Raw genomic sequence first — 12,310 nt, 5'->3', positions numbered from 1 at the left:
CAAGCAGAAGAGGTGCGATTTAATCGTCGCGCACTGACCGGGACTCTAGGGACGGAGTTTGTCTTGGATCAAAACAGAGCTGGAGGACTCATGCGACTTTCAACAAAATCAGCGCAGAGGATGGTGTAGCGGTGAGCGAGCACGTAAATGACCAAGACGCTGCGGGTGAACCAACCCGTCGCGATTTTCTGTATCTAGTCACCGGTATGACGGGCGCTGTCGGCGCTGCTGCCGTTGTCTGGCCTTTCATCGATCAGATGCGTCCAGATGCATCGACGCTGGCGCTTGCGTCCATCGAGGTCAATGTGGCCAGTGTCGAGCCGGGCATGTCCCTGACCGTCAAATGGCGCGGCAAGCCGATCTTCATTCGCAACCGTACGCCCAAGGAAATCGAGGAAGCTAACGCCGTTGCGCTGGCCGATCTGAAGGATCCGGTCGCCCGCAACGCCAACCTCGATGCCGCAGCGCAGGCGACGGACGTTGACCGTTCCGCAGGTGCCGGCAAGGAAAACTGGATCGTCATGGTTGGTTCCTGCACGCATCTAGGCTGTGTTCCGCTGGGTCAGGCCGGCGATTTCGGCGGGTGGTTCTGTCCCTGCCATGGCTCGCACTACGATACGGCGGGCCGCATTCGCAAAGGTCCGGCGCCGGAAAACCTGCATATTCCGACCTTCGCATTCACATCCGATACCGTGATCAAGATCGGATAAGGGGACATTTGAAATGAGTGGTCATTCCAGTTACCAGCCCTCGACCGGTATCGAAAGATGGGTCGATTCTCGCCTGCCGCTGCCACGTATGGTCTATGACAGTTTCATAGCCTATCCGGTTCCGCGCAACCTGAACTACGCCTACACCTTCGGCGCCATGCTTGCCGTCATGTTGATCGTTCAGATCCTGACCGGCGTCGTTCTGGCCATGCATTACGCCGCCGAAACGTCGGTTGCGTTCATTTCGGTCGAGAAGATCATGCGTGACGTCAACCACGGTTGGCTGCTGCGCTACATGCATGCCAATGGTGCGTCGTTCTTCTTCATTGCCGTTTACCTGCACATTGCCCGTGGCCTCTATTATGGCTCGTACAAGGCTCCGCGCGAAATCCTCTGGATTCTCGGCTGCATCATCTTCCTTCTTATGATGGCAACCGGCTTCATGGGTTACGTGCTGCCCTGGGGTCAGATGTCGTTCTGGGGTGCAACCGTCATCACCGGCTTCTTCACGGCCTTTCCGGGCGTGGGTGAGTGGATCCAGCAGTTCCTGCTTGGTGGCTTTGCCGTTGATCAGCCGACGCTGAACCGCTTCTTTGCGCTGCACTACCTGCTGCCCTTCATGATCGTGGGTGTCGTTATCCTGCACATCTGGGCTCTGCATGTGACCGGCCAGACCAACCCGACAGGCGTTGAAGTCAAGACGAAGACGGACACGGTTCCGTTCACGCCTTACGCAACGTTGAAAGACGCACTCGGCATCTCCATCTTCCTGCTCGTCTACGCCTATTTCGTCTTCTACATGCCCAACTTCCTCGGCCATCCTGACAACTACATCATGGCGGATGCGTTGAAGACACCGGCGCATATCGTGCCGGAATGGTACTTCTTGCCATTCTACGCCATGCTGCGCGCCATCACTTTCAATGTCGGCCCTATCGATTCCAAGCTCGGTGGCGTTCTGGTGATGTTCGGTGCGATCATCGTCCTGTTCTTCCTGCCATGGCTGGATACATCAAAGGTTCGCTCTGCCGTTTATCGCCCTTGGTACAAGATGTTCTTCTGGGTCTTCGTGGTGAACTCCATCATGCTCGGCTGGCTCGGCTCGCGCCCTGCGGAAGGCACCTATGTCGTCATGTCGCAGATCGGCACGCTCTACTACTTCGGCTTCTTCCTCATCATCATGCCGCTTCTTGGCCTGTTTGAGACGCCAAGGCGTATCCCGAACTCCATCACTGAGGCCGTTCTGGAAAAGAACGGCAAGACTGCTGCCGCCCCTGCGGCTGCCGTCAAGATCTGAGCGCGAGAGAAGGACGATTACAATGAAAAAGCTTGTAACGAGCATCGCGCTTATCGCTGCACTTGGCGGGTTTGGTTCTGCGGTTTCCGCCGCAGAAGAAGGCCATGATCTCAAGGCACAGACCGAACATGCGATTGCAGGCGGGCACTTCCCGATCCTGAAACCGCAGGAAGAAAAATGGTCTTTCGCCGGACCGTTCGGCAAGTATGACAAGGGCCAGCTTCAGCGCGGCCTGAAAGTCTACAAGGAAGTCTGTTCCGCCTGCCATGCCATGAGCCTGGTGTCCTTCCGCACGCTGGAAGATCTCGGCTATTCGGAAGATCAGGTCAAAGCCTTCGCTGCCGAATACGAAGTGCAGGACGGCCCCAATGCGGACGGTGAGATGTTCACCCGCAAGGCCGTCCCATCGGATCACTTCCCGTCGCCTTATCCGAACAAGGAAGCGGCTGCGGCCTCCAACGGCGGCGCGGCACCACCTGACATGTCGTTGCTGGCCAAGGCACGCGGCGTCGAGCGTGGTTTCCCGCAGTTCCTCATCGACATGATCCCTGTTGTCGGCGGTTATCAGGAAGGTGGACCAGACTACATCCACGCCCTGCTGACCGGCTATCAGGATGCGCCAGCCGGTATCGAAGTCGCCGAAGGTACGCACTATAATCCGTATTTCGGCAGTGCGATCGCCCTCAAGATGGCACCACCGATCAGCAACGATCAGGTGACCTACGACGATGGCACCCCGCAGACGCTGGACCAGTATTCGCAGGACGTTTCCGCATTCCTCATGTGGGCCGCAGAGCCGCATCTGGAACAGCGCAAGCGCACCGGCTTCATGGTCATCATCTTCCTGATGATCTTCACGGCACTGGTCTATCTCACCAAGAAGTCGGTCTACTCCCGCAAGGAACACTGACGATTCGAGACACTTGTTTACGATCAGCCCTCGTGGTTTTCCGCGAGGGCTTTTTTGTGTCCTGGCGTAACTGCCTGATGATCCAATCGGATCGAAGACGTATTTCCTATTGGTCAGCCGCGACCGAGTTGATAAGGTCCTCTGACGATCCATCCATTCATATACATCGGAAATATCATGACCGTTATCGCTTCGGAGCTTTCTGCCGCCATTCGTTCCATTCCCGACTATCCGAAGCCGGGCATCATTTTTCGCGATATCACGACGCTTCTTGGCAATCCGCGTGCCTTTCGCCGCGCGGTGGATGAACTGGTTCAGCCCTATGCCGGAACGAAGATCGACAAGATTGCGGGGATGGAAGCGCGCGGCTTTATTCTGGGCGGTGCTGTTGCCCACCAGCTTTCAGCCGGGTTCGTGCCGATCCGCAAGAAGGGCAAGCTGCCGCATACCACGGTGCGCGTTGCCTATAGCCTCGAATACGGTGTCGATGAGATGGAAATGCATGTCGACGCGGTCCAGCCGGGCGAAAAGGTCATTCTCGTGGACGATCTGATTGCAACGGGCGGAACGGCAGAAGGTGCCGTCAAACTGTTGCGTCAGATGGGGGCCGAGATCGTCTCAGCCTGCTTCGTCATCGACCTGCCGGACCTTGGTGGCCGAAAGAAGCTTGAGGACCTCGGTGTCGAAGTCCGCACGCTGGTGGAGTTTTCCGGGCACTGACCTACCAGAGAGGCTGCCGGAAACGATCCGGGAGCCTCAATCAAACTCCAGCACGTTGCTCTCAAACCACACAACGGTTTCGCCGTGCTGGTTTACGCCTTCGTTCAGCGTGGTGTTGAGGTGGGTGCCGGGACGGGAGGCGAGGGGGCGGGACGCAATCATGGTTGCGTAATAGGTGATGTCGTCGCCCGCATAGACCGGGCGCAGCCATTTCAGATTGCGAAAGCCGGGTGAGGGGCCGAGCTTCGGTGGCTCTATGCCGTCGGACGTTAGCCGTCTGACTTCTTTAGACCAGTAGGCCAGGAAGCACTTCATCCATGAGGCGCTGGTTTGCCAGCCAGAGGCGCAGAGCCCTTCGAATACCGAGTTTTTGGCCGCGTCCGCATCGAGATGAAATGGCTGCGGGTCGAATTTTTCAGCGTAGCGGATGATGGATTCAGCCGAAAAATGGACGGTGCCAAGCTCGAGTTTGACATCTGCCGGATAGAGGTCGATGAACTTCATGATGTCGCTTTCTCCGAGGCTGTGGAGAGCATGGCGTTGAGTTCGACGACGCACACCGTCTCCCCGCGCTGGTTCTGCAACTCGTGCCGCAGCTTTATGACGCCCATGTCGGGCCGCGAGGTAGAGCGGCGCTGGTCCATCACCGTCGATGTGCCGCTCAGCGTATCGCCCGCCAGAACCGGTTTTTTCCACTCAACGAAATCGATGCCAAGTCCTGCCTGCGAGGTGGAGTTGTTGATGTAGCTATCGACTGTCATGCGCATCAACATCCCGCAGGTGTGCCAGCCAGACGCCGCCAAGCCGCCCAGAATGCTGGCTTTGCCCGCTTCTTCCGAGAGATGCATCGGTTGAGGGTCGAATTCCAACGCAAATTCAATGATTTCGTTCGCGGTGACGACCTTCGGGCCCAGCGGAAAGCTCCGTCCCGGCGTGAAATCCTCAAACGTATATTTCACTGGCGAACTCCTCCTTCGCTGGCATGCGTTTCATCAGCCTAGCGTAACTTCGTCTTTTACGTAAAGGTCAAATCTATGCTGGTCTTGGAAACTGTCGTGATCTGAAATGCAAACGGCCCGCGACGGGCGCGGGCCGGTTTTCTCTGTGATGCAGGATCAGGTGTTGAAGCGGAAGTGGATCACGTCGCCATCGTTGACGACATATTCCTTGCCTTCGTCACGGCCCTTGCCGACTTCCTTGGCGCCCACTTCGCCCTTGAAAGCAACGTAGTCGTCATAGGCGATGGTGAAGGCGCGGATGAAGCCGCGTTCGAAATCGGTGTGGATGACACCAGCAGCGCCCGGTGCCTTGGTGCCACGCTCGATTGTCCAGGCGCGGCATTCCTTGGGGCCCACGGTGAAGTAGGTGATGAGATCGAGCAGGTGGTAGCCTGCGCGGATCAGGCGGTCGAGACCGGCTTCTTCCAGACCGAGAGCGGACAGGAATTCCTTCGATTCGTCTTCGGGAAGCTGCGCAACCTCGGATTCGATAGCGGCGGAAATGATGACGCATTCCGCGCCCTGCGCCTTTGCCATCTCGGTCACGGCCTTGGTGTGCTCGTTGCCATCGACCGCATCGGCCTCTGCCACGTTGCAAACATAGAGCACAGGGTGCGAGGTCAGAAGGTTGAGGCCCTTCAGAACCTCGATTTCATCGGCAGCGAGTGTCTTCAGCAGCAGGCGGGCAGGCTTGCCGTCATGAAGCAGCTTGATGACGGCTTCCATGACCGGGAGCTGGGTCAACGAGTCCTTGTCCTTGGACGAGGCGCGCTTGCGGGTCTGTTCCACCCGGCGCTCAAGGCTTTCGAGGTCGGCCAGCATCAGCTCGGTTTCGATGGTATCTGCATCGCCGACCGGGTTGATACGGCCTTCAACGTGGGTAATGTCATCGTCTTCGAAGCAGCGCAGAACGTGGACGACAGCGTCCACTTCGCGGATGTTTGCCAGAAACTTGTTACCCAGACCTTCGCCCTTAGACGCGCCACGTACCAGACCTGCAATGTCCACGAAGGAAATGCGGGTCGGGATGATTTCCTTAGAGCCGGCGATATCAGCCAGAATCTTCATGCGCGCATCCGGCACGGCCACTTCGCCCGTGTTAGGCTCGATGGTGCAGAACGGGTAGTTCGCCGCCTGTGCCGCTGCCGTCTTCGTCAGCGCGTTGAAAAGTGTGGACTTGCCGACATTGGGCAGACCGACGATACCGCATTTAAAGCCCATGGCTTGAACCTGTCTCTATTTTAAGAAATCCGTTAGCGAGCCTTTTGCGGAATGGGCACGGCAAGGTCAAGCCTTGTTGCCGCAAACGCCGAGGATTCCCGCAAAAGACGTCGCTTAGACGGCAGTTTGGTCAAAGCCCAACCAGCCGGAAATCAGCGCCCATCCGCCGTAGAGGATGGCGCCGCTGGTGATGACGGAGAGAATGGCGAGAGCCAGTCCCGTCAACACGGCCATGTCATCCTTCTGCGCCAATCCCAGCGCAATCGCCAGAACGGCGAGGCCCGGAAGCATGTTGCCGAAAGGAATAGGCAAGGCGATGAGCACCGCCATCAGAAAAATGACGATGCCGATGCTGACCGGGCCAAGATGTTCAGCCAGAACATGACCGCGCGGTCGCAATAGTTTTTCCAGCTTCGCCAGTCGTGGCGCCGCCTTCTTGGCCGTAAGTTCGATGATCGAGCGAGAAACGGAAAGGCGACCGAGAAAACCGGGCAGCACCAGCTTTCGTGAGCCGAACATGATCTGAAGCGACAGGATGGCCAGCGCCGTTCCAAAGATCATGCCTGCGGGAATGCCAGGCGTCGGGACGATGGCGGGAATGGCAAAGACCAGCAGGACGAAGGCCATGGCCTTGTCTCCAAGCTTGTCCAGCAGGCCTGCCAGCGTAACCTTTTCAGGCATTTCGTCGGGCAGGCGGCTCAACGCTTCCGCCATGGTTTCGTGTTGCATGCCGGAACTCATCTTTGTGGAGTCCGCACTGGCTTTGCATCTCTGGCTGGACGTGTTTCGGTTTTGATCATGTCAGGCAAATGGTGTCGGGACGGGAAGTTTCAAGTATGTCAGGCAGCGTATCTGCCATCAGACATCGCCTACGGTGACGTCAAAATGGCATCAGCCTGATTTCTTGTAATCCTGAGCTTTGGAGCTGCGCCTTCAGGTCGGATTCTTGTCCATCATCGAATGTGCGTTTGGGCAGAGGAATGTAGAGATTGGGTCCGTAGAAGAGGGTGATCATGGTTTGATCCTCGCTCCAGCCCCGAAAGTTTATCCATTCATATCTCTGAAATCCGTTTGAATGGCGAATGCTCAAGGCGTCGTCGTTCCATTCGGTCGTGAGATCAAGATTTCCAAAGGGAGAGTTTCGGACGTTTTTTATCGTCTTCTTTTTGCCGAGACGATTGAGAATATATAACGCAATAATAATGGAAGGAATGATTGTCAGGTTCGTGATGACAAGGTCAAAAACCGTTGAAGGATGGGATTGCCAGTTTACAAAAGCAATCACTGCGAGAAAGAACAGAAAAGATATCAGGTAATTCTTCTTTCCTTGGCGCCTGAAGTGATCCGTTCCCTTGGCAAATTCCTCTGCCGTCAGCCGGTAGGAGACTGTTTTTAAACCGGGCATCGACATTCCTCACATCAATAAAACGGGATAATCGAATCGGTCTTGGGTTGTATATTCGGCAAGTTCAAGGCGACCGTTTTGAACAGATGTCGAATTAGTCCTTCTTGCCGAACATCCGTTTCAGCATCTCCGCCATCGGTCCGGTCTCCGGCAGCTTCTTAGGCTGAGCGGAATTGCGGGCCTGATGAATGTGCGATTTGGCAGCAGGCTTTGCTGTTTCTTTCTTTTCTTCGGATTTGACGCCGACGGCAAGCGCCAGCTTGTTCATCAGCTGCGAATCCTCGCCCTTGACTAGCATTTCGGCATTGTCGGCGATGGCGTCCAGAAGCGGCTCCAGCCAGACCTTGTCGCTCTTGGCGAAGTCACCCAGCACGTGGCCTTGCACCCGTTCCTTGTCGCCGGGGTGGCCGATCCCGAGGCGAAGGCGGCGGTAGTCTTTGCCGCAATGGGCGTCGATGGATTTCAGGCCATTGTGGCCGCCGTGACCGCCGCCGATCTTGATGCGGGCGCGACCGGCTACCAGATCCAGCTCATCATGAATGGCGATGACGTCGCCCGTCTTCACCTTGTAGAAGCGCGCGGCCTCACCGATGGATTCGCCCGACAGGTTCATGAATGTCAGAGGTTTCATCAACAGGACTTTTTCGCCCGCGATCTCGCCTTCTGATATCTCGGACTTGAACTTCTTCGACCATGGCGAAAAGGATGGCAGGCGTTGCAGGGCATCGACGGCCATGAAGCCGATGTTGTGTCGATTGCCTGTATATTGCGTGCCGGGATTGCCGAGGCCTGCAATGATGATCATGGGCGTGTCCGCTCGGTTGATTTTACACTTGCCCTTCACCACCGAAAAAAAGGGCAGGTGTCAACGGTTTTGTCTATATTGATCCCCTATGGGCGGGTCACAAGGCCATGTTTTTCGTAGATACGACGCTGGGTGCCGTCTGCAATGATGGCGTCGAGCGCGGCCTGCATTTTGTCGATCAACTCTTTCGGCACAAGCTGGTTGCAGGCCATGCCGAGGCTCTGCTGGGTCAAAAGCACGGTTTCCGAAAATGCAGTGGGCGATAGTTTTCTGAGCGCACTTTCAGACATCGGCATCAGGTCGATGCGGCCCGCGACCAGTTTCAGCAGCGTCGTGTCGAAATCGGCGCTGAGATCGACTCTGGGAAACCCCAGCGATTTGAGGAGGGACTCAGTATAGTCGGTGCGTTGCGTGCCGACGGTGTAGGCCTTGGCGTCATCCAGCGTCTTGATGTTCAAATTCCTGCCGCTCACTGCCACGAGGACATTGCGGTCGGTGTGGATGGGGGAGACCCATTTGAACTGGTTTTCACGCTCCGGTGTGCGGGCCGCGGCTACAACGCAGTGCATGGGCTCGGTTTTGGCCAGCGCCAGTGCGCGCGCCCAAGGCAGCACACTGGCCTCATACTGGATGCCGGTGCGCTCGAAGATGATCTTCAACTGGTCCATGTAGACGCCAGTTGGGTGCCCGTCTCCGTCCCGTACGTTGTACGGCGGATATTCTTCCGTTGAAATGTAGAGCGTTTCTGCCGATGCCGAAATGGGCATGGCTAGTGTCATCAACGCCAAAAGAATTCGCCACATCGCCCCCTCATCCTCCCCGATGATGTTAGGTCCCGACTTTCATCCTTACGTCCTGCTTGTCGAAGGCTGCCATATAGGCACTGATCGGCTGCGGTTTTGCAAACAGATAGCCTTGTCCGCAATCAACGCCGATTTCCTTCAACATTGCCTCCTGCTCCCGTGTCTCGATCCCCTCGGCGATGACGATGCAGTTCATTTTGTGCGAGATGGCGCTGATGCCCTCGACCAGCATCCGGCTTCTGTGGCTGATCTCGGCCACGTCGTCGCGAATGGAGCGCGTGAAGGACTGGTCGATCTTGACGATATCGATCGGGAAGCGATTGAGGTAGCTCAGCGAGGAATAGCCGGTGCCGAAATCGTCGAGCGCGATGCGGCATCCCAACTCGCGAATGGCACTCAGCACGGCACGAATTTGCGGATCGTCATGCATCAGCACGGCTTCGGTAATTTCTACCACCAACCGGCCAGGCACGATGCCGTGGCGGTATAGAAGGCCGGCAATGCGGGTGGGCAGGCCGGGTTCGAATTGCAGCGCGGAGAAATTGACCGCGACATAGGCTTTTTCCAGACCCGGAAGCTTTGAAAGGGCTGCAAGATTGCGGATGGAATGATCCAGAATGGCGTTACCGATGCGGCGGATCGTGCCATTTTCTTCTGCTACGCCGATGATGGCGGCGGGCGGCAGGATGCCCTTGCGCGGATGGTTGAGCCGCATCAGTGCCTCGAAGCCCACCGTTTCGCCGTTGGTCAGATTGCGGATCGGCTGGAAATGCGCTTCTAGCCAGTTGCCTTCCAGTGCCTGCTCTATGTCCTGCTCGATCTCCGCGCGCTCGCGCGCCTCGTTCATGATGGCAGGGTCGAACATCTGCGCGCCGTTCTTGCCCGCGCGCTTTCTGCTGTACATGGCCATGTCGGAGTTTTGCAGGAGCTCCGCAGCCGTCTTTGCGTGGGTGGGATAGAGCGCCAGACCGATACTGGCGCTCAGCCGGACGCTGTGTCCGGCAGCATCGAATGGCGTGTCGAAGATGGCGCAAATCTGATCGCAGATGCGGGTGGCGCGGATGTCGGTATTCGGGCCCGCCAGCAAAATGGCGAACTCGTCTCCGCCCAGCCGCGATGCGCTATCGAGCGGCGTCAGCAGCAGCTTGAGCCGTTCCACGAAGGTCTTGAGAACAGCGTCGCCTGCAGCATGGCCCAGATTGTCGTTGATGATTTTGAAGCGGTCGAGATCGACGAACAGACACGCAAGCTCGGTGCCGTTTTCGTCGGCCTCGATGATTTTTTCGTCCAGAATGGCCTCGAAGCCCTGGCGGTTGAACAGGCCGGTCAGGTGGTCCGAGATGGCTTGCAGGCGGTTCCGTTGCTCGGAACGGCGCAGTTCCGTCACGTCGGTCATGACGCTCAAACCCTCGGAACGATAATAGCCATCGCCGAGGTCCAGGGTCTTTTCTGCAATCAGCACATCCATGAAGCGGCCATCACCGCATTGGAAGTGGAGGGTCAGTTCGGAACTTCCTGCTGCAGAATCAGCCGTGGGTTCGTGGTGTTTGCGCAGCACGAAACGGGCGCGATCCTCGGGCACGATGAGGTCTGCGAAGCTGCGGCCCAGAACGTCTGCACGCTGGTATCCGGTTGCTTCCACCCAGTAATCGCTCACGGCGGAAATCCGGTCTGCCGGGTCCAGCGAAAACAGCATGGCAGGGGTGCGATTGTAGATTTCGGTTGTGCGCAGATGCGCTTTCTTGATTTCCTGCTCTTCGCGATCTAGTTGGATTTGCATTTCATTGAAGCTCTGCGCCAGCCGCCCCATTTCGTCCTTGGAGCGCCAGTCCACATGGTGACGAGCGCCCAGCCGCCGGGTGGCCTCGATGGCCGCCGTAAGGCGCAACAGAGGCTTCATCACCATCAATCGGTTGCCAATGATGGCGGTCGCGAAAATGGTGAGGATCGCCAGGATGAAGATGGAAATGAAGGCGAGTTCGAGATTGCTGAGCGAGGTCAAAAGGCCGACATTCTGGAAAAAGACGGTGATGCTGCCGACCTTCGTTTCTCCGTCGAGGTTCTTGTAGGTGATGTCGCGCGTGATCGAGGACGTATCGGTGGAAAAGGTGCTGCCTGCGGTCTGGGTGATGTCGAGATGGCCAAGCGTATCACGCACTTTCACCATGTAGACGGCGGGGTCCGTCACCAGCGTTCCGGTGATCTGGTTGATGCTGTCGTCATCGAGGTCCCATAGCGGGCGCCCGAGCGCCTGCGAGTTGGCGACGAGCAGGATTTCCAGACGGTCTTTCTGATTGGCGACGGACTCATGGTGGGACAGCATCAACAGGATCGTGAAGAGCGGAACGATCAGCGCCAGAACGGTGCCTGATACGATCGCGATGAAGCGACTTTCGACGGAATGAGTCATCTGTAGCAACTGTCGTCCCTTTGCCCTGTAAACCCTTTGCCGCACAGAATTCCCCGCCTGCGCGATAATGAAGCCTCTTCCCTAAATATAAAATGCTGAGCGGAGCCGACGAATGGTCCGAACGTGCGAATACATCAGACCTAAACCTAAAGTTTTGACGTATCGTTGCCGGGGATGATTAACTCTTGCTAAAAATAGGAATTACAAAACGAACGACCGGCAAACAGGCCCGTCACAGAGCATGAAAAAAGCCTCGCATCTTGCGATGCGAGGCTTTGAATGAAGAGAAAAATGCGGCGTCTTGGCGCCAGCAAAATTACTCGGAAGCGTCTTCTGCTGCCGGAGCTTCTTCGGTCTCGTCAACGATCGCGACAGTTGGCGGCACGATGGTTGCGATGGTGAAGTCGCGGTCGGTGATGACAGGGGCAACGTTCTTCGGCAGCTTGACCTGCGAAATGTGAACGCTGTCGCCGATCTTCAGGCCGTCGAGATCGACGGTGATCGCATCAGGAATGTCGTTTGCCGGTACGTGGGCTTCGACAGTGTGACGAACGATGTTGAGAACGCCACCCTTTTTGATTTCCGACTTGTCTTCGTTGATGAAGTGAACCGGAATTTCAACAGTGACCTGCGAGTTGCCGGATACGCGCAGGAAGTCTACGTGCACCATGAAGTCGCGGACTGGGTCGCGCTGGTAGTCCTTCGGCAGAACCTTGTACTTCTTGCCGTCGACGTTGAGCGTTGCCACAGTCGTCATGAAGCCGCCAGCCTGGACGCGCTTCGTGACTTCGTTGGTCGAAATCGCGATAGAAATTGGGGCTTGCTTGTCACCATAGATGACAGCAGGAATCAAACCGTTGCGACGTAGTTCACGAGAGGACCCCTTACCAACTCGTTCGCGCGCTTCGGCCTTGAGCTCATAAGATTCTTTGCTCATGGCATAATCCTTTTAGGTTGTCTGGAGAGCCCAATCCGACACAGCGGATTGAACTGGAGAAGGCCTTCGAAAACGCCGTCTCGCCCGCGTTGCC

General features: G+C 56.9%; 13 protein-coding genes. 4 read left to right on the top strand and 9 right to left on the bottom strand.

Features of this window, described 5'->3' with window-relative positions:
* The first annotated feature begins 206 nt into the window (after positions 1–206).
* The 4 genes from petA (at position 207) to HRR99_RS10665 (ending at position 3,637) form a co-directional block, all read left to right on the top strand.
* Entirely contained in the window at positions 207–710 is a 504-nt protein-coding gene (gene petA, locus HRR99_RS10680) for a ubiquinol-cytochrome c reductase iron-sulfur subunit (protein WP_233123477.1), read from the top strand.
* A gap of 13 nt (positions 711–723) precedes the next feature.
* Positions 724–2,007, top strand: a complete 1,284-nt coding sequence (locus tag HRR99_RS10675) for a cytochrome b (RefSeq protein WP_111837831.1) — start codon at positions 724–726, stop codon at positions 2,005–2,007.
* 22 nt (positions 2,008–2,029) lie between these two features.
* Positions 2,030–2,917, top strand: a complete 888-nt coding sequence (locus tag HRR99_RS10670) for a cytochrome c1 (protein WP_111837832.1) — start codon at positions 2,030–2,032, stop codon at positions 2,915–2,917.
* A gap of 177 nt (positions 2,918–3,094) precedes the next feature.
* Positions 3,095–3,637, top strand: a complete 543-nt coding sequence (locus tag HRR99_RS10665) for an adenine phosphoribosyltransferase (RefSeq protein ID WP_003494623.1) — start codon at positions 3,095–3,097, stop codon at positions 3,635–3,637.
* 36 nt (positions 3,638–3,673) lie between these two features.
* Here HRR99_RS10665 and HRR99_RS10660 read toward each other — a convergent pair whose 3' ends face one another.
* The 9 genes from HRR99_RS10660 to HRR99_RS10620 form a co-directional block, all read right to left on the bottom strand.
* On the bottom strand, positions 3,674–4,141 hold the full coding sequence (locus HRR99_RS10660) for a MaoC family dehydratase (RefSeq protein ID WP_233121642.1): 468 nt from the start codon (positions 4,139–4,141) through the stop codon (positions 3,674–3,676).
* Positions 4,138–4,596, bottom strand: a complete 459-nt coding sequence (locus HRR99_RS10655; RefSeq protein ID WP_233121641.1) for a MaoC family dehydratase — start codon at positions 4,594–4,596, stop codon at positions 4,138–4,140. The genes HRR99_RS10660 and HRR99_RS10655 overlap by 4 nt, the downstream gene beginning before the upstream one ends.
* A 156-nt stretch (positions 4,597–4,752) precedes the next feature.
* Complete coding sequence (gene ychF / locus HRR99_RS10650) at positions 4,753–5,856, bottom strand: redox-regulated ATPase YchF (protein WP_233121639.1); 1,104 nt, start codon at positions 5,854–5,856, stop codon at positions 4,753–4,755.
* 114 nt (positions 5,857–5,970) lie between these two features.
* On the bottom strand, positions 5,971–6,585 hold the full coding sequence (locus HRR99_RS10645) for an exopolysaccharide biosynthesis protein (protein WP_233121637.1): 615 nt from the start codon (positions 6,583–6,585) through the stop codon (positions 5,971–5,973).
* A gap of 151 nt (positions 6,586–6,736) precedes the next feature.
* Positions 6,737–7,261: a YcxB family protein gene (locus tag HRR99_RS10640; protein WP_233121636.1), complete on the bottom strand. Its 525-nt coding sequence runs from the start codon at positions 7,259–7,261 to the stop codon at positions 6,737–6,739.
* Positions 7,262–7,355: 94 nt separating this feature from the next.
* Positions 7,356–8,066: an aminoacyl-tRNA hydrolase gene (pth, locus tag HRR99_RS10635; RefSeq protein WP_233121634.1), complete on the bottom strand. Its 711-nt coding sequence runs from the start codon at positions 8,064–8,066 to the stop codon at positions 7,356–7,358.
* 86 nt (positions 8,067–8,152) lie between these two features.
* Entirely contained in the window at positions 8,153–8,869 is a 717-nt protein-coding gene (locus HRR99_RS10630; RefSeq protein WP_233121633.1) for a substrate-binding periplasmic protein, read from the bottom strand.
* A gap of 25 nt (positions 8,870–8,894) precedes the next feature.
* Positions 8,895–11,279, bottom strand: coding sequence for an EAL domain-containing protein (locus tag HRR99_RS10625; RefSeq protein WP_233121631.1), 2,385 nt, complete (start codon positions 11,277–11,279; stop codon positions 8,895–8,897).
* Positions 11,280–11,595: 316 nt separating this feature from the next.
* On the bottom strand, positions 11,596–12,216 hold the full coding sequence (locus HRR99_RS10620) for a 50S ribosomal protein L25/general stress protein Ctc (RefSeq protein WP_111837842.1): 621 nt from the start codon (positions 12,214–12,216) through the stop codon (positions 11,596–11,598).
* Positions 12,217–12,310: the final 94 nt, after the last annotated feature.

It is taken from the genome of Agrobacterium vaccinii (assembly GCF_021310995.1).
Classification (GTDB): domain Bacteria; phylum Pseudomonadota; class Alphaproteobacteria; order Rhizobiales; family Rhizobiaceae; genus Agrobacterium; species Agrobacterium vaccinii.
Note: the sequence above shows the minus strand (reverse complement) of the source record. Positions and strands in the feature narration are given on the sequence as shown.